This window comes from Paraburkholderia pallida (genome assembly GCF_004524855.1).
Taxonomy (GTDB): domain Bacteria; phylum Pseudomonadota; class Gammaproteobacteria; order Burkholderiales; family Burkholderiaceae; genus Paraburkholderia; species Paraburkholderia oxyphila.
On record NZ_CP038151.1, the window covers coordinates 740,372 to 757,492 of the forward strand.

Sequence of the window (17,121 nt, forward strand, 5' to 3'; positions counted from 1 at the left end):
CTTGGAGTTGTTTGTTTTTGCCTGCGCAATCTGCGTTCCAGCCGCCATTGCCCTCCTGCAATGGCGGCTTCGGGTAGCTTCAGCCCATTACCGCACCGCCGCCTTGTTCGAGATGCGCGAGAGCCCGAGCAGCACGAAGAGCGTGCCTGCGCCAAGGACCATCGTGAGCGTCGACGCGTCGAAGATCGCACCGCGGTCGGAGAGCGCGAAGATGCCCACGGGCAGCGTCACCCATCCCGGCGGATAGATCATCAGCGTGGCGCCCAGCTCGCCCATCGAGAGCGCGAAGCTCAGGCTGAACGACGCCAGCAGGTAGGGCGCGACGAGCGGCAGCGTCACGCGCGTGAGCTCGTAGAACGGCCGCGCGCCGAGACTCTCCGCCACTTCGCCGTACTCGGGCGCGACCCGCGAGAGCCCCGCCGAGACATTGCCGTACGTGAACGCCGAGATCAGCAGGAAGTGCGCGAGGAACACGATCGTGGCCGTGCCGTTGAGCAGCACCGGCGGCTGGCTGAATGCCACGAGCAGACCGAGGCCGATCGAGACCGACGGCACCGCGCTGGGCACGAAGAAGATCACGTCGAGCACGCGCTTGGGGATGCCCTTCATGCGTCGCAGCGCGAGCGCCGCCCACGTGCCGCTCACGAGCGCCGCGCCGCTCGCGAGCGCGCCGGTGAGCACGCTCACGCGCAGCAGGTCGGCGGAATCGCCGTGCAGCGCCCGCGTGTAGTGCGCGAGCGTGAAGTGGCTCGGCAGGATGCCGTTCCATTGCCCGCTCACGCTCGCGAGCGCGATCATCGCCACCGGCAGACCGTAGATCAAGCAGAACAGCAGCGCGGTGGCGCTCCACGTCGAGACTCTTGCCCATCTAGCCCAGAGCAGCACGGCGACCTCCGAAAAGTGACACGACTGTGCGGTAGCAGGCATAGAGCCCGAGCGACAGTGCGATGTTGATGACGGCAATCACGCAAGCGGTGGTGTAGTCGAACTCCTGGATGGCCTTGCCGTAGATGAGCAGCGGCAGGGTGATGACGTCCTTCGCGCCGATGAACAGCACAATGCCGAACTCGTTCACGGTGAGCAGCAGGCAGAGGCTCCCGCCCGCGAGCAGGGCGGGCAGTGCGGCCGGCAGGATGATCTGCCGGATGATGCGCAGCGGCTTTGCGCCTAGGCTGCTCGCCACTTCGATCTGCGCGTTGTCGATCTGCGAGAAGCAGGCGAGCAGCGGCCGCATGATGAACGGCGTGTAGACCGTGATCTCCGAGAGCACCACGCCCCACTGCGTGTACAGGAAGTCGACGGGCGGCAGATTGAGGTGGAACAGCGCCATCAGCGATTGATTCAGGAGTCCGGCCGATCCATACACGAACGTGAACGCGAGCGCGACCAGAAACGTCGGCAATGCGATGAACGTATCGATCAGTTGTCCTACGAAACGCGCACCCGGAAATGGCACGAACGCGATCACGAGCGAGAATATGAAGCCGAGCACGAGGCAGCCCGCCGACGCGCAGACGGCAATCGCGATCGTGTGATACAGGCCGCCCAGGAACTGCCGCGAATGCAGCACCGTGGCGAAGTTCTCGAGCGTGAGCGTGTGCGTATCGCCGCCGAGCGCCTGCGCCACGATGAGGCCGAACGGGTAGAAAAAGATCGCCGCGAGCACGACGAGCGGCGGCGCGATCCACAGGTTGCGCGAGAGCGCACCGGAGCGCCCGGTGCTTGCCGGCGGCGGCGCCATTGCCGGAGTTGCGATATCAGCCATGGCCTTCGACCTCCGGTACGAGCGTGACGTCCGCTGCATCGAAATGCACGGGCAGCACGGCACCCGGTTCGGGCGGGCTCGAAAGCGGCGCACGCGTGAGGCGCAGGGTCTCGTCGCCCACTTCGAGCACGATGCTGTGCAACTCGCCTAGCCACTGCACGCTGCGCACGATGCCCGTCACGCAGTTGGTCTTAGGCGGGCTTGGCTCGAAGTGCAGGTCATGGGGTCGTACGCAGACATAGCACTCACTGCTGGCGGCCAAACCATGATGGTTGCGCCCCTCGATCGTGAAGTCGCCGCAGCGCACCCGCGCGAAACCGTCCGCGAGCGGTTCGAGCTGGCGTGCCGGCAGCACGTTCGCGCGGCCGAGGAATTCGGCGGCGAAGCGGTTCGGCGGATGCCGGTACAGCCCCTGGGTGTCGCCGTAGGCCACGAGCTTGCCGTCGCGCATGATGCCAATGTGGTTCGCGAGCGTGAGCGCCTCGGTCTGATCATGCGTGACGTACAGCACAGTCAGCGAAGGCAGGCTGCGATGCAGCTTGGCGAGCTCGTCGAGCATCGAGCGGCGGATCTGCGCATCGAGTGCCGAGAGCGGTTCGTCGAGCAGCAGCACCTGCGGCCGGATCGCCAGCGCGCGGGCGATCGCGACGCGTTGCTGCTGGCCGCCCGACAGCTCGCGCGGATAGCGCTTCGCATACTTCGACATGCCCACGAGGCCGAGGCACTCGGGCACGCGCGCGCGGATCACGTCGGCGTCTTCGCCGCGTGCGCGCAGCCCGAACGCGACGTTGTCCTCCACGCGCATGTGCGGGAACAACGCGTAGTTCTGCACGACCATGCCGATGTTGCGCGCATAGGGCGGCAGCCGCGTGACGTCCTTATTGCCGATCACGATGCGTCCCGCGCTCGGCTGCACGAAGCCAGCGACCGCCCGCAGCGCGGTGGTCTTGCCCGAGCCCGAAGGGCCGATCAGCGCGACGATTTCGCCGGGCTTCACGGTGAGCGTGAGCGAGTCGAGGATCGTCTGCCCGCCGTACGCGACCGATACGTTCTCGAAGCCGATACCGCTCGCGCCTTGCGCGAGAGCGGTCGGCACCGGGGAGGCCTGCTGCTGCGGCCCCCGTTCGATGGTGAGGGAATTGGCCATGAGTTGCTCGTTCAGTTGCTCGAAATCGCGTGGTTGTACGTCGCCACGTCGGACTTCAGGTCGCACATGACCTGATTCCAGTCGGGCACCCAGATGTCGACGCCTTGCAGCGTCGCGTTGAGCGTCTTGAAGTTGGTGTCGGTGGGATGCACGTCGGTGCGCACCGGCATGCCGTAGGCGGTCTTGCTGACCTCTTGCTGGGCCTCGGCGCTCAGCAGGAAGTCGATCAGCTTCTTGCCGTTCTCGGCGTGCGGCGCGCCGTTGACGAGGCCGACGTAGTAGGGCAGCGAGAACGTGGTGCGCTTGCCATCGGGACCGGCCGGGAAGAACACTTGGATATTGGGGTTGTCGCGCATCTGCGAGAGGTTCATCTGCAGGTCGCCGTTGGCCACATAGAGCTCGCCCTTGTTCACGAGCGCCGTGAGCTTGCCCGTGGAAGCGGACGGCCCGAGGTTGTTCACCTGGAGCTTGCGCAGATAATCGAAGCCGCCGTCCTTGCCGCCGAAGGCATGGAAGGTTTGCAGCATGAGCGCGGTGCCGTCACCGGCCTGGCCTGGCGTGGAGTACTGCACCTTCTGCTTGTACTGCGGTGCGAGCAGGTCCGCGTAGGCCTTGGGCGGCGTCTTGAGCACCGCGGAGTTGTAGATGAAGGTGGGGTAGTTGTCGACCATCGCGACGTACATGCCCTTCGGGTCCTTGTCGCGCGCATCGATCTTGTCAGCGCCGGCCGGCGTGTAGGCTTGCAGCAGGCCATCGGCGGCGGCCTTTTGCATGAACGGCGGCAGCGTCACGAGCACGTCCGCCTGGATGTTCGACTTCTCCTTGCCGAGGCGGTCCACCACGCCGCTCGAACCCGCCTCGATGTATTGCACCTTGATGCCCGTTGCCTTCGTGAAGGCTTCGAACTCGTTGCCGAACCAGCTCGGCGAGCCGTCGTGAAGACCGTCCGCGCTATAGAGGGTCACGACGTTGGATTGCGCGTAGACGGGGGCCGCTGCGAGGGCGAAAACACAGGTCACCGCGGCGATCAGTGGAGTCTTCATATCCATCCTTCCTTGCGTTGGGTTCGGATGCTGGAAAAACTTCTTGTGGCCGCGCTTTTGGCGGCTTACGTCGCTTGATTGCAGGTGCTGCCGTGTGACAATGGCGTGACAATGCTGCCTGTTCGAATTATTGGAAACCAGCCAGGGTTACTGCGTGGCCGTGCATGGAACCCCGTCCAGGCACGGCCGCCAATGCCTCACTCCCACGGCATCGACCAGGTTCTCACGTTGGTGTAGCTCTTCATTGCCTCGACCATGCCCTCCTTGTATCCATTGCCCGAATCCTTGATGCCGCCGAACGGCGACATCTCCGTGCGATAGCCCGGCACTTCCCAGACGTTCACCGTGCCCACTTCCAGCTCCTTGACGAAGCGCGTCGTGTAATCGAGCCGGTTCGTGCAGATGCCCGAAGACAGGCCATAAGCCGTCGAGTTGGAGATGCGGATCACCTCTTCGAGGTTGTCCGGCACGCGGATGATCGGGATCACCGGGCCGAACGTTTCTTCGTGCACGAGCTCACAGTCGTACGGCACGTGATCGACGACCGTGGGCGCGAAGAGGGCGCCACGTCGCGGCGCGCCATACAGCACCCGTGCGCCGTGCGCCTCGGCGTCGGCCACGCGGCGCTCGAACAGTTGCGCGGCGGCTTCGTTGATCACGGTGCCCACGTCCACGCTCGGGTCCATCGGGTCGCCGCACTTGAGTTTCTTTGCGTGCACAAGCACCCGTTCGACGAAGGCGTCCACCACGCTTTCCACCACGAGAATGCGCTTGACCGCCGTGCAGCGCTGGCCCGAGTTCTTGGTCGCGCCCGTGACCGCGAGCTGGGCGGCGCGGTCGAGGTCGGCGTCCTCCATCACGATGAGCGGGTCGTTGCCGCCGAGCTCCAGCACCGTGCGGCGGTAGCCCGCGTTTTGGGCGATGTACTTGCCCACGCGCACCGAGCCCGTGAACGTGACGAGGTCGCAGTGCGGGTCCGTGATCATGGAGTCGCCCATGGTGCGCGGATTGCCGGTGACGACGCTCAGCATGTCGGGCGGCAGGCCCGCTTCGTAGAGCACGTCGGCGAGCGCGAGCGCGGTGAGCGGCGTGAGCTCGGTGGGCTTGAGGACGACGCGGTTGTTGGTGGCGATGGCCGGCGCGAGCTTGTGGCTCACCATGTTCAGCGGATGATTGAACGGTGTGATGGCCGAGATCACGCCGAGCAGCGGCAGGCGCGTCGTGAAGATCTTGCGGTTCTTGCCGTTCGGGCTGATGTCGCACGAATAGACTTCGCCGTCGTCCTTGATCGTGAGCTGCGCGGCGAACGACCAGACGTCGTAGGCGCGGCTCGCCTCGTAGAGCGAGTCCTTCCAGCACAGCCCCGACTCCGCAGTGATGAGGCGCGCAAAATCTTCCTTGCGGTCGCGCAGCGCCTCGGCCGTGGTCTGGAGGATGCGCTGACGCTCGAAGCGCGTGAGAGACGGCTTGACGGCGTGGGCTTTTGCAAAGGCTTCCTGCACATGCTCGGGGCGGCCGGCGGGCACGGTGCCGACCACCTCGTTCGTGTACGGGTTGAAGACTTCGATCACTTCGTCGGTCGTGACATGCCGGCCGGCGATGCGCATGGACTCCTGCTTGAATGCGGGTTTGGTCATGACGTTCATCGCATACCTCGTTGCGGGTTCCGGTGAGTGTTCCGGTGTCTGTGCGGTGGCCTGCGCGTGCCGACCGCGAAGGCGGGCGGCGGCGCGCGGGGTATGTGCGGTGCGTTTGGTTCCTGAAGTGCCTGTGGTGCGTCCGGTGCGTGCAGTGCTTGCGGCGTGTTATGCGATGGCGGTTTGCACCACGCAGTTCAGCGCGACGTCGAAGATGTCGAAGTTGCGCAGCGCGCGGCCCTGCGGCCAGTCGATCTTGCGGTTCACGAGCAGCGGCACGTCCTGTTCCGAGAGCCCGCCGTGCGAGCGCAGCGGCTCGGTGAGGCCCGAGAAGTCGTGGCGCGCGGCGCTCGTGCCCAGCACCTTGTGGCGCGTGCCGATCACGACGATGTCGCCAACGCGGTCGGGCGGCAGCTCGAAGCGCTCGCAGGCCGCCGCGCTGTCGAGCGCAAGCTCCACGCCTTCGGTCTTGCGCAGGCGCTCGAGCAGCGCTGCCTCATCCGCGCCTTCGGGCAGATAGATGGTCGCGAACGAGCCGAGTGCGCCGTGGTGCGCCACGTACGGATCGGTGATCGGCAGGATCACGCGGGAGTTGCCCTTGCCGGTCCACTCGTCGAACAGGTCCTGGAGATAGAGCACGTCGGGCTCGCCGTTCGCGCGATGCTTGTCGTTCATGCCGTGGTCGGCGGTGATCGCGAGCACGCAGCCGGCTTCATCGAGCTGGCCCACGTAGCGGTCGAACATCGCGTAGAAGTCGTTGGCCTTCGGCGAGCCGGGTGCGGCCTTGTGCTGCACGTAGTCTGTGGTCGAGAGATACATCAGGTCGGGGCGGAAGGAGTCGAGCAGCTTCACGCCGGCCGCGAACACGAACTCGGAGAGATCGGCCGAGTAGACATCGGGCAGCGGCTTGCCAACGAAGGCGAGCACGTCGCCGATGCCATTGCCCGCGCGCGTCGCCTGGTCGGCTTTTTCCGCGGAGAACGCGATCGCGCGGCCGCTCGCAAAATCGAGCCCCTTGCCGAGCAGTGTGCGCAACTTGTCCTTGGCGGTCACGACCGCCACCTTCGCGCCGGCCGCATGGAAGGTTTCGAAGATCGTGGGCGCGCGCAGGAAACGCGCGTCGTTCATCATCACTTCTTCGCCGGTCGCGCGGTCGTAGAAGTAGTTGCCCGCGATGCCGTGCACCTTGGGCGGGCGGCCCGTGAGGATGGACAGATTGTTCGGGTTCGTGAAGCTCGGAATCACGCACTGGGCGATGCGGCTCGTGCCCGTGCGCAGCAGCCTCCCAAGATTCGGCGCGCGCCCGGCCTTGACGGCCTCTTCGATATAGGCGGGCTCCGAGCCGTCGAGGCAGATCACCACGACGGGCGCGGTCGGGAAGCGGTATTCGCGGCCATTCACGGCCAGCACGTTGTCGTTCAGGGTACTCATTACAACTCCTCTCAAGCGGATTTGGCGACCGGACCGGCAACGCCCATGTCTTCCAGCACTTCACCGATCGCGGCAAGCGCCGCACGCATCTCCTTCTCGCCGATGCGGCCGATGCAGCCGATGCGGAACGAATCCGCCACCGTGAGCTTGCCCGGGTAGATCACATAGCCGCGCGCCTTCAGAATTTCGTAGAACTGATTGAATACGAAGCGCGGGTCCTCGGGCATGTGGAACGTGACGATGATCGGTGCCTGCAAGGCGTCGGGCAGCAGCGGCTTGAAGCCGAGTGCGCGCATGCCTTCCAGCAGGATCTTGCAGTTGGCGCGATAGCGCGCGCCGCGTCCGGCTACGCCGCCTTCGGCGTCGAATTCGTTGAGCGCCTGGTGGAACGCCACGATCACGTGCGTGGGCGGCGTGAAGCGGTATTGGCTCGTTTTCTCCAGGTTGGTCCACTGCTCGTGCAGGTCGAGCACGAGCGTGGTGGCGTTGCCCTGGGTGCGCGAGAGCGCCTCGCGCCGGCAGATCACGAAGCCGAGGCCCGGCACGCCCTCGATGCACTTGTTCGACGATGCCGCGACCGCGTCGATGCGCATGGTCTGCACGTCGAGCGGCAGCGCGCCGAACGCGCTCATCGAATCGACGAGATAGCCCTTGCCGTATTTGTGCGCCAGTGCACCGATCTGCGCGATGGGATTCAGGATGCCCGAGGTGGTCTCGCAATGAATCGTGAACACATGTGTGATCGACGGCTGGCTCGCGAGCAGCGCTTCGACTTGCGCGAGGTCCGGCGGCGTGTCCTCGGGCGTTTCATGGACCACGGTCTTGCGTCCGGCAATCTCGAGAATGCGCTTTGCACGCTTGCCGTAGGCGCCGTTGATCAGCACCAGCACCTCGCCGTTGGCGGGCACGAAGGTGGTGAGCATCGCCTCCACGGCGAAAGTGCCCGAGCCTTGCATCGGCACGGTCACCCAGTCGTCGGCGCCGTTGGCGATGCTGGCGAGGCGCGCGAGCACCGAGCGGTTGATTTCGATGAAGTTCGCGTCGCGCGATCCCCAGTCGTGAACCATCGCAGTCTTGACAGTGCGCGAGGTGGTGAGCGGGCCGGGGGTGAGCAGCAGCGGATCGCCCGTTTCAGAGGTGGCGGGCGGGCAAGACGTGGAAGAAGCCGTCATGAGGTGTCTCCGGGAAGGTCGGTTCTGACACTACGTCACTGCATTGTTAAACCCACTTTACGGCTTGCAACAAAAACAGTCAATACGCCATAAATTGCCACATACCCAGGAGATACACCGATACGCCGAAGCTGGCGCTTCAAGCGCAAACGGCCAGCGGCGGCGTGCCTGGGCGGCACGCTTGCGCACTGGGCACGGTGGCGTAGAGGGAATCGACGAGGGGGAAAGGAGAGGTGGGCGGCGCGGGCCGCCGCGAGGAGAGCTTGCGGTGTGCGAAGGCGCGTCAGCTTTGGCCGCTGGCGACGATCACGCTCCACTGGTTCTGCGCGAAGACACGGGCCATGTGCGCGGGCGGCGGCGCATCGACGATCACCCCGGCGATGTGGGGCACGGGGGCGATCCGCACGGGCGTGCCGTGCTCGAACTTGGTGTGGTCCGCGAGCACGTAGACCTCTTTGCCCGCTTTCATCATGAGGTGCCGCTGCTCGGCAGCGAGGCGCGAATAGTCGGTGAATTCGCCCTCGGGCGAGATGCCGCCCACGCCGAGGAACACGAGATCGCAGCGGAAATGCGCGAGCGCCGCCATCGTCTCGACGCCGAATGCCGCTTCGTCGTTGGGCTCGATGTCGCCGCCGAGCATGATGACTTTCACGCCCGGCGAGCGGCAAAGCAGCAGCGCGATCGGCAGGCTGTTGGTGATGACCGTGAGGTTGGTGTGGTTCGCGAGCGAGGCGGCGAGACCGAGCGTGGTCGAGCCCGAATCGATCAGCACGACCATGCCGTTGGCCACGAGGCGCGCCGCCGCCGCGCCGATCACCGCCTTGCCCATGGCGTTGGCCGCCTCGCGCGTGGCAAGCGATGGCTCGTCGTCCTGCGGTCGCTTCGCGGCGCCGCCATGCACTAGGGAGAGACGGCCCTGCTCGGCCAGGCTCTTCAGGTCGCGGCGAATGGTTTCGCGCGAGACCCCGAGCGTGGCCGACATGTCCGCGACGCTCACCGAGCCGGTGGCGTCGAGGCTTTGCAGGATGTAGTCGATGCGGCCGACGGCGAGACGCCGGTTCAGCAGCGCGGCCGGCGCAGCGGGCGGGACTAAGTGGTTATCGGCCATGGTGTCGGTTCTCGGGCAAAGGCGCGGGGCCGGCCAGGTACGGCTAGCAAGGTGCGGCTGGCGAGGTGTGGTCGGTCAGGTGCGGCCGGCGAGGTGTGGCGCGGTACGCCGTTCCTGGTGCCAGTACGTGTTAAGTCACAAAATACCACAAAATGCCGCGAACATCGATTTTGCCTGGCGCCGTACGCCGAATGACACGGGCGGGATGGCGTAGGGGCCGCCGTATCGAAGGTACGAAGCACGCAGCGGGGCGACCGGGCGTGCTTATGATGCCACCGGGATAGACGGGATATGGAGTTTTGATGTTGTTTTTTGTTGTTTTATGTTGCATTCTTTGGCTTGTCAAAATTCACTGCCAGAATTCCTCGTCACGTCATTTCCTTTCGCATCGAGGCCCATCTCCATGTCTACTCCAGTTCCCACGCATGCCAAAGTCGTCATCGTCGGCGGCGGTATCGTCGGTTGTTCCGTTGCGTATCACCTCACCAAGCTCGGCTGGCGCGACGTCGTCCTGCTCGAACAAGGCACGCTCTCGTGCGGCACCACCTGGCACGCCGCGGGCCTCGTTGGCCAACTGCGCTCGCAGCAGAGCATGACCAAGCTGATCCGCTACTCGACGGCGCTGTACGCCGAGCTCGAAGCCGAGACGGGGCTGGCCACGGGCTGGAAGCAATGCGGCTCGCTCTCCGTGGCGCGCACGCAGGAGCGGATGACGCAACTGAAGCGCACGGCGGCCTCCGCTCGGGCTTATGGCGTGGTCTGCGACGTGATCGGGCCGCGCGAGGCCGGCGAACTGTGGCCGGTGATGCGCACCGACGACCTGCTCGGCGCGGTCTGGCTCCCCGGCGACGGCAAGGCGAATCCCACCGACCTCACGCAGTCGCTCGCGCGCGGGGCCCGGCAGCGCGGCGCGCGCATTGTCGAGAACACGCGCATCACCGCGGTCCACACGGCCCAGACGCCTTCGGGGCGCGCCGCCACCGGCGTGTCGTGGCGCAACAAGGACGGCGAAGAGGGCACGCTGCACGCCGAGATCGTCGTGAACTGCGCGGGGCAATGGGCGAAGGCGGTCGGCCGCATGTGCGGCGTGACCGTGCCGCTGCATTCGGCTGAGCATTACTACATCGTGACCGAGCGCATCGCCGGCGTGCATCCCGATCTGCCGGTCATGCGCGATCCGGACGGCTTCATCTACTTCAAGGAGGAAGTGGGTGGGCTCGTGATGGGCGGCTTCGAGCCCAACGCGAAGCCGTGGGGCATGAACGGGATTCCGGAGAATTTCGAGTTCCAGCTGTTGCCCGACGACTGGGATCAGTTCGAGATCCTGATGGAAAACGCGCTGCAGCGCGTGCCCGCGCTCGAAACCGCGCAGATCCGCCAGTTCTATAACGGGCCGGAATCGTTCACGCCGGACAACAACTTCATCGTGGGCGAGGCGCCCGAGTTGCGGCGCTTCTTCGTGGGGGCGGGCTTCAACTCGATGGGCATCGCCTCGGCGGGCGGGGCGGGCATGGCGCTCGCCGAGTGGATCGTCGCCGGCGAGCCGACCATGGACCTGTGGCCCGTCGACATTCGCCGCTTCGCGCGCTTTAACGGCAACGACACCTGGCTGCACGACCGCGTGAAGGAAACGCTCGGGCTGCACTATGCGATGCCCTGGCCGAACCGCGAGCTCGACACGGCGCGCCCGTTCCGCCGCTCGCCGCTCTACGCGCAGCTCGCGGCGGACGGCGCGTGCTTCGGCAGCAAGATGGGCTGGGAGCGCGCGAACTTCTTCGCGCCGAGTCCCGACGAGGCGCGCATCGACTATGCGTTCGGCCAGCAGAACTGGCTGCCGTGGAGCGGCGCGGAGCACCGCGCCTGCCGCGAGGGCGTCGCGCTGTTCGACATGACCTCGTTTGCGAAGCTGCTTGTCAAGGGGCGCGATGCCGAAGCGGTGCTGCAGGAGATCGTCGCGAACGACGTGGCCGTGCCGGTAGGCTCCACCATCTATTCAGGGTTGCTAAACGAACGCGGCACTTACGAGTCGGACGTCACGCTCACGCGCCTCGCCGACGATCAGTACCTCGTGGTGACCGGCTCCGCGCAGGCGACGCGCGATCTCGACTATCTGGAGAAGGCGATTCCCGCCGATCGCCACTGCGTGCTCGTGGACGTGACGAGCCAGTACGCGGTGCTCGCCGTGATGGGGCCGCAATCGCGGGCGCTGCTGCAAAGCGTGTCGAAGGCGGACTGGAGCCCCGAGGCTTTTCCGTTCGGCCAAAGCCGCGAGGTGGACATCGGCTACGCGACGGTGCGCGCGACGCGGCTCACCTATGTGGGCGAGCTGGGCTGGGAGCTGTACGTGCCGGTCGAATTCGCGGTTGGCGTCTACGAGACGCTGCACGCGGCGGGCAAGGCGTTCGGGCTCGTCAATGCCGGCTATTACGCGATCGACTCGCTTCGCCTCGAAAAGGGCTACCGCGCATGGGGCCGCGAGCTCTCGCCCGACTGCAATCCCTTCGAGGCCGGTCTCGCGTTCGCGTGCAAGCTCGACAAAGACATTCCCTTCCGTGGCCGCGAAGCGCTCCTGCGTTTGCGCAATCAGCCGTTGCAGCGCCGGCTCGTCGTGCTCACCGCGGAAGGCGCGAGCGAATGCATGCTGTGGGGCGGCGAGGCGATTCTGCGCGACGGCGAGCCGGTGGGTTCGGTCACGTCGGCGGCTTTTGGTCATACGCTCGGCTGCCCGGTCGCGATGGGCTTTCTCTCGCGCGAGGACGGCGCGGTCGATGCCGCGTGGCTCGCTGGCGGACGCTATACGATCGACGTGGCGGGAGAGCAGATTCCGGCCACCGTGCATCTGAGCGCACCGTACGACCCGCGTGCGCTGCGCGTGAAAGGCTGAGGGGTTGCGCACCGCGGGCACGGTCGATGCAGGTATGTGCCGGGCCCGCGAGCCGAAGCCAGGCGGTTTGCCGCTGGCGGCGTGCTTATTGGCCGCGACTGACCTATTCTGGAGAGACACCAGCGTTTCATTCCCTTCCAGGTTTTCGACAGGAGGTGTGCCATGTCGATGTCGCCCACTCTGCAGGAGTGCCTGCGCAGCAAAGGTTCCCGCTACGAAGTCGTGCGTCACCCATACAGCCATTCCAGCATGGAAACGGCGGCTGCGGCGCACGTTCCGGGTGACCGTCTCGCTAAAACCGTGCTGCTCGAAGACGAAGACGGCTATGTGGCCGCCGTGCTGCCCTCGACCTACGCCGTGCAGCTTTCCGAGCTATGGAGCAAGACGGGACGCCGGCTCTCGCTCGCGACCGAAGTCGAGCTGCGCGAGCTGTTCAAGGACTGCGATGCGGGCGCGTTGCCGCCGATCTGCATGGCCTACGGCATGAAAACCTACCTCGAATCGAGCCTTGCGGAACAGCCCGATATCTACTTCGAGGCCGGCGATCATGAAGAGCTGATCCACATGGACTCGGATCAGTTTCTGGCGTTGATGGACGATGCCGAACGCACGCATTTCTCGCGACGCATGCGCGGCATGGCGGCCATGAGCGGCATGAGCAGCATGAGCGGACGGCAGTGAAGTGAGGTCCAGGCCTGCGGCGCCAGTTGTCGACGACTGGCTGCCGCAGCATGTGCATTCAAGGCCGTTCGTTATTGCGTCGCAACGGCGGCGTATGCGTTCGTGTACGTCCGGCTCAGTTCGATGGGCTTCCTGGTCCTTGGGCATCTTCTGCTCAATTTCATCGGCGGAATGCGTATGAATGTACGCCATGGTGCGGGCGATCGCATGCGCGAAGCCAGCCGCCTGTTGCTCGTGCGAGGCCAGCCAGCCTGCGTCGACATATAGCCCGGTGAACGGATGCATTCGCCGCCCGCCATCAGCGCGGCGAACACACGAACTGCTAAAACTTGTGGCGGATGCCGACGCGCAAGGAAACCTGCTTGTCGGTGGCGGACGGCGTCAGCCCCGTGATTTGCGCCACAGCACTCTGGCCGAGCGAGTCCGTGCCGCTGGCTTTCTCATAGACCGCGAGGGTGTACACGTCGGTTCTTGCTGACAGGAAATAGTCGAGGCCGGCGCTGAACAGGTTGTAATTGGCGCCGCCTTTGCCTCCCGCGCCGCCGTTGCGCGTGTAGTCATAGGCAACGCCTGCCAGCAGTGAAGGCGAGATCTGGTACTTGGCGTTGATTTCGACGTTGTTGAACGCGGCGGTGCCTTTGTAGTGCAGCGTGTCAGGTCCCGATGCGGAGCCCATGTCCTCGAAGCGCGTGTTCGAGTACGCAAGGTTCACATTGAGCGAGCCCAGCGCCACGCCGGCGGCCACGCCCGCGATTTCGAGGCGGTTCGCCGATGCATAGCCCGCGAAGACGGGGTTGCTTTCCGGACTCGTTGCGCTGCCGAAGCTGCCCAGGTTGTTGGTGGTGGCCGGCCCCGCATTGGGATTGGCGCCGAAGAACGAGGTGTTCGGATTGCGGATGTTCAAATAGCCCGCGCCGATGGAAAACGGGCCATGCGCGTACGACGCGCCGCCGCCCCAGATCCAGTTGCTCGAAAACGAGCCCGCCGTGCCGCCAAGATTCATCAGGGCTTCCACGGTGAGCCCGCGATAGTTGGCGCTGCGGAACTTGATCGAGTTGTTGATGCGCCGCGTATTGAGCGCGTTGTCGAGATCGCCCGGGTGCGAGCTCATGTAGCCGCCCCACTGCGGCGCGGCGAGAAACGGTCCGTACATGTCGACCACGGGATCGTACTGGCGGCCCAGCGTGACGGTTCCCCCCGGGCTGCTCAAACCCACAAACGCTTGCCGGCCAAACAGCGCGCCGCCCTGGTTCAGCGCGCCATTGTTGCTGTAGAGGCCGCTTTCGAGCACGAAGAGCGCCTTGAGGCCGCCCCCCAGGTCTTCGGTGCCGCGCAAGCCCCAGCGGCTGCCTTGCAGGCCGGCCGAGCCGCCTTCGATCATGGCGATTTGATGTGCGCCTTGGGGTCCTGACGCGGTCTTTGCCGTCTGCACGTTGTTCGTGTAATTGATCCCGCTGTCGATGATGCCGTAGAGCGTGACGTTGCTCTGCGCGTGGGCAAGACCGGCAATGCCATTCAGCACTACGAATGACAATAGCGACTTCTTCATTAAAAGATCTCCTCTGAAACTCATGTTGTTGGTTTGATGCTTGTCCCGGCACGAATCGGGCATTCGCGCGACGTGCCAGGCGTGCCCCTTTGACTAGCGGCCGGGTTTAGTGGCTTTGATTGGCGACGGCGCCAGGCGCGCTGCTGATGCGCTCTTCGGTGATGCGAATAAAGAGCGTCATCAGGAACGACGCAACGAGCAATGCCGCGAGAAACAGCAGGCCCGGCGTCGCGCTCTGGCCGGAGCCCTTGATATAGCCAATCGCAAACGGCCCCACGAAGCCCCCTAGATTGCCGACCGAATTGATGACCGCAATGGACACCGCCGCGCTCGAGCGGGTGAGGAACAGCGTGGGCAGCGCCCAGAACGGCGACTTGAACGCATAGAGCCCGGCAAGGCTCAAGCTGATCATCGCAATCGACACGTAGGGGTTCGTCGTGAGCCCCGCGCCGAGCAAGGCCAGGGCCGCCACGCCCAGCGGAATGGCCGAATGCAGACGCCGTTCGTTGCGGCGGTCGGAGCTGCGGGACCACAGCACCATCACGATCGTCGCGAAGAAGTACGGCACCATCGCAATGAGTCCGACCTGCGTGTGGCTCAGCGTCTTCGAGAATCCCTTGATGATCTGCGGCATCCAGTAGCCCACGCCGAGGCTGCCGCATTGATAGACGAAATAGATGAACGAGAGATACAGCACCTTTGGATTGGTCATTGCCTTGAGCGAGCCGAAATGCTTCGCACCGGGACGGGACTTGCGGTCGTTGGCGAGTTCGTTGAGGAGCCACTCGCGCTCTTCGGGCTTGAGCCATTTTGCGTCGGCGGGCTTGTCGGTGAGCCACGCGAAACACAGCACGCCGCCGATCAGCGCCGGCACGCCTTCGAGCACCAGCATCCAGCGCCACCCGCTCCAGTGCAGCCAGTGAACGGTGTCCATGACCCAGGTGCTCAGCGGCGCGCCGATGATGTACGACACGGGGATCGCCGACGTGAACAGCGCGACTGTCGTCGCGAGCTCCTTGGCGCGGAACCAGTAGGTGAGGTAGACGATGATGCCGGGAAAGAACCCGGCCTCGGCCACGCCCAGCAGAAAGCGCAGGACATAGAGTTGTGTGGCGTTGTGCACGAACGCGGAGGCCACCGAGACGACGCCCCACGTGACGAGAATGCGGGCGATCCAGACGCGCGCGCCATACTTGTTGAGCATGACATTGCTTGGCACTTCGAATAGAAAATAGCCAATGAAAAAAATGCCGGAAGCAAAGCCGAAGGCTTCGCTCGTCAACGCCAGTTCGTGATTCATCTGCAGCGCCGCGTAGCCGATGTTCGCGCGGTCGATGTACGAAATGACGTAAAGGATGAAGACGAACGGGATGATGCGCCAGGCGATCTTGCGCACGAGGGCTCGTTCGTCGATGGCGGAGGTAGCTTGCATGATTGTCTCCACCGGCGCTCAGATACGCCGGTTTGCGCGGGATTCGAAATTGAGCGTCAGGCCTGGCGTTGCGAGAACACCATGCAGACCGGGCTGCCCGAGCTCGCGACAAAGCCAGTGGGCGCGAGCCGCCCCGATTGCGCGTCGATCGAGAACGCGACGATGGTGTCGCTGTCCTCGTTGAGCGCGTACATGAAGCGGCCGTCCGGCGTGCTCGCAATAAAGCGCGGCGTTTTGCCGAGCGTCGGCTCGGCACTCACGAAGTGCAGGTGGCCGTTCGTGGGATCGATGCGGAAGATCGCGATACTGTCGTCGCCGCGATTGGACGCATAGACGAAGCGCCCGCTGCGATCGACTTCGATTTCCGAGCCGCGGCTGTTGCCCGTGTAGGTGTCGGGCAGGCTCGATAGCACTTGCAGCGGCGTGAGCGCCCCGTTCGAGGCATCGTAACGATAGGTCGTCACCGTCGAATCGAGTTCGTTGACCACCCACGCGTAGCGGCCGTCCGGGTGGAAGGCGAGGTGACGCGGCCCCGCGCCTTCGCGCGAGACCACGAAGGGCGGATCGGCCGGCGTGAGCTGGCCATTTTCGAAACGGAACGAGAACGTGCGGTCGAGGCCCTTGTCCGGCACGAGCACGAAACGACCACTGGGATCGAAAGGATTGAAGTGCGGCTTGGCCTGCTTCTGCTCGATGCGGTGCGGGCCGATCGGGCCTTCCAGGTGGACGAGCTGCGTGAGCGGCTCGAGCGAGCCGTCGGCGGCAATGGGCAGCACCGCGAGGCTCGCACCGATGTGGTTGGAGACGATCACGTAGCGCCCGGCCGGTTCGATCGCGAGGTGCACGGGGTTCTTGCCCTCGGTGCTCTGCCGGTTGATGAAGGTGAGATTGCCGCTCGCCTTGTCCACCTTGAACGCGCTGATGTCGCTCAGATCGCCGTGCACGGCATAGAGGTGCTCGCCGTCGCGGCTCAGGGCGAGAAACGACGGATTGACGAGGTCCTTGACGAGCTGGACGGGCGCAAGCGCGCCAGTCTGAGCATCGACCTGAAAGACGCTGATGCCCTCGCCGCGAGCATTCCGTTCGCGCGTTGTGCGCGAGCCGACATAAGCAAACATGGGTTGCAGTCCTTTCAAAACGGGGTGTTGCTGGGTCTGTCCAGCCGCGAGCGCCGGCAGCGGTCTCGTTCCCAGGAGCGCCAGCGCGCCCAGCGTTGCGGCACCCAGCACGAGGCTGCGGCGAGCAGCGTCTGGGCCGTAGTGCTGCTCCATT

Annotated in this window: 13 protein-coding genes; 2 read left to right on the forward strand and 11 right to left on the reverse strand. The window is 65.0% G+C overall.

Translation table 11 applies throughout. The features are described 5' to 3' along the window. Positions 1 to 87 precede the first annotated feature (87 nt). From E1956_RS38160 to E1956_RS38195, 8 genes are all read right to left on the reverse strand, one after another. Positions 88 to 885: an ABC transporter permease subunit gene (locus tag E1956_RS38160; RefSeq protein ID WP_134758521.1), complete on the reverse strand. Its 798-nt coding sequence runs from the start codon at positions 883 to 885 to the stop codon at positions 88 to 90. After that, positions 869 to 1,765 carry a 2-aminoethylphosphonate ABC transporter permease subunit gene (locus tag E1956_RS38165; RefSeq protein WP_134758522.1) on the reverse strand — a complete coding sequence of 299 codons (897 nt, stop codon included), beginning with the start codon at positions 1,763 to 1,765 and terminating at the stop codon, positions 869 to 871. Before E1956_RS38165 ends, E1956_RS38160 begins: the two co-directional genes overlap by 17 nt. Further along, positions 1,758 to 2,912: an ABC transporter ATP-binding protein gene (locus E1956_RS38170; RefSeq protein WP_134758523.1), complete on the reverse strand. Its 1,155-nt coding sequence runs from the start codon at positions 2,910 to 2,912 to the stop codon at positions 1,758 to 1,760. Before E1956_RS38170 ends, E1956_RS38165 begins: the two co-directional genes overlap by 8 nt. An 11-nt stretch (positions 2,913 to 2,923) precedes the next feature. Beyond that, on the reverse strand, positions 2,924 to 3,955 hold the full coding sequence (locus E1956_RS38175) for a 2-aminoethylphosphonate ABC transporter substrate-binding protein (protein WP_134758524.1): 1,032 nt from the start codon (positions 3,953 to 3,955) through the stop codon (positions 2,924 to 2,926). Between the two features lie 197 nt (positions 3,956 to 4,152). Beyond that, complete coding sequence (gene phnY / locus E1956_RS38180; protein WP_134758525.1) at positions 4,153 to 5,601, reverse strand: phosphonoacetaldehyde dehydrogenase; 1,449 nt, start codon at positions 5,599 to 5,601, stop codon at positions 4,153 to 4,155. A 159-nt stretch (positions 5,602 to 5,760) separates the two neighbouring features. Beyond that, the gene (phnA, locus tag E1956_RS38185) at positions 5,761 to 7,023 is read right to left on the reverse strand and encodes a phosphonoacetate hydrolase (protein ID WP_134758526.1); all 1,263 of its coding nucleotides are present in this window, start codon (positions 7,021 to 7,023) and stop codon (positions 5,761 to 5,763) included. Positions 7,024 to 7,034: 11 nt separating this feature from the next. Continuing rightward, entirely contained in the window at positions 7,035 to 8,195 is a 1,161-nt protein-coding gene (locus tag E1956_RS38190; protein WP_134758527.1) for a 2-aminoethylphosphonate--pyruvate transaminase, read from the reverse strand. A gap of 283 nt (positions 8,196 to 8,478) precedes the next feature. After that, positions 8,479 to 9,303, reverse strand: a complete 825-nt coding sequence (locus tag E1956_RS38195; RefSeq protein WP_134758528.1) for a DeoR/GlpR family DNA-binding transcription regulator — start codon at positions 9,301 to 9,303, stop codon at positions 8,479 to 8,481. A gap of 403 nt (positions 9,304 to 9,706) precedes the next feature. On the opposite strand from E1956_RS38195, the gene E1956_RS38200 reads away from it, so the two are divergent. Both E1956_RS38200 and E1956_RS38205 read left to right on the forward strand, forming a co-directional pair. Next, entirely contained in the window at positions 9,707 to 12,187 is a 2,481-nt protein-coding gene (locus E1956_RS38200; protein WP_134758529.1) for a GcvT family protein, read from the forward strand. A 162-nt stretch (positions 12,188 to 12,349) separates the two neighbouring features. Then, positions 12,350 to 12,868 (forward strand): aminoacyl-tRNA deacylase, encoded by a 519-nt coding sequence (locus E1956_RS38205; RefSeq protein WP_134758530.1) that lies wholly within the window; start codon positions 12,350 to 12,352, stop codon positions 12,866 to 12,868. A gap of 322 nt (positions 12,869 to 13,190) precedes the next feature. Here E1956_RS38205 and E1956_RS38215 read toward each other — a convergent pair whose 3' ends face one another. The 3 genes from E1956_RS38215 to E1956_RS38225 form a co-directional block, all read right to left on the reverse strand. Next, on the reverse strand, positions 13,191 to 14,417 hold the full coding sequence (locus E1956_RS38215) for a porin (RefSeq protein WP_134758531.1): 1,227 nt from the start codon (positions 14,415 to 14,417) through the stop codon (positions 13,191 to 13,193). Between the two features lie 106 nt (positions 14,418 to 14,523). After that, the gene (locus E1956_RS38220) at positions 14,524 to 15,849 is read right to left on the reverse strand and encodes an MFS transporter (RefSeq protein ID WP_134758532.1); all 1,326 of its coding nucleotides are present in this window, start codon (positions 15,847 to 15,849) and stop codon (positions 14,524 to 14,526) included. A gap of 56 nt (positions 15,850 to 15,905) precedes the next feature. Next, positions 15,906 to 16,967: a lactonase family protein gene (locus tag E1956_RS38225; protein WP_232072434.1), complete on the reverse strand. Its 1,062-nt coding sequence runs from the start codon at positions 16,965 to 16,967 to the stop codon at positions 15,906 to 15,908. Positions 16,968 to 17,121 lie beyond the last annotated feature (154 nt).

Excerpts from the sequence above, each read along its gene's own strand:
- E1956_RS38205 (WP_134758530.1), top strand. The coding sequence starts at position 12,350 with ATGTCGATGTCGCCCACTCTGCAGGAGTGCCTGCGCAGCAAAGGTTCC.
- E1956_RS38170 (WP_134758523.1), bottom strand. The coding sequence starts at position 2,912 with ATGGCCAATTCCCTCACCATCGAACGGGGGCCGCAGCAGCAGGCCTCC.
- E1956_RS38195 (WP_134758528.1), bottom strand. The coding sequence starts at position 9,303 with ATGGCCGATAACCACTTAGTCCCGCCCGCTGCGCCGGCCGCGCTGCTG.
- E1956_RS38200 (WP_134758529.1), top strand. The coding sequence starts at position 9,707 with ATGTCTACTCCAGTTCCCACGCATGCCAAAGTCGTCATCGTCGGCGGC.
- E1956_RS38165 (WP_134758522.1), bottom strand. The coding sequence starts at position 1,765 with ATGGCTGATATCGCAACTCCGGCAATGGCGCCGCCGCCGGCAAGCACC.
- phnA (WP_134758526.1), bottom strand. The coding sequence starts at position 7,023 with ATGAGTACCCTGAACGACAACGTGCTGGCCGTGAATGGCCGCGAATAC.
- E1956_RS38225 (WP_232072434.1), bottom strand. The coding sequence starts at position 16,967 with ATGTTTGCTTATGTCGGCTCGCGCACAACGCGCGAACGGAATGCTCGC.
- E1956_RS38175 (WP_134758524.1), bottom strand. The coding sequence starts at position 3,955 with ATGAAGACTCCACTGATCGCCGCGGTGACCTGTGTTTTCGCCCTCGCA.
- E1956_RS38220 (WP_134758532.1), bottom strand. The coding sequence starts at position 15,849 with ATGCAAGCTACCTCCGCCATCGACGAACGAGCCCTCGTGCGCAAGATC.
- phnY (WP_134758525.1), bottom strand. The coding sequence starts at position 5,601 with ATGAACGTCATGACCAAACCCGCATTCAAGCAGGAGTCCATGCGCATC.
- E1956_RS38215 (WP_134758531.1), bottom strand. The coding sequence starts at position 14,417 with ATGAAGAAGTCGCTATTGTCATTCGTAGTGCTGAATGGCATTGCCGGT.
- E1956_RS38190 (WP_134758527.1), bottom strand. The coding sequence starts at position 8,195 with ATGACGGCTTCTTCCACGTCTTGCCCGCCCGCCACCTCTGAAACGGGC.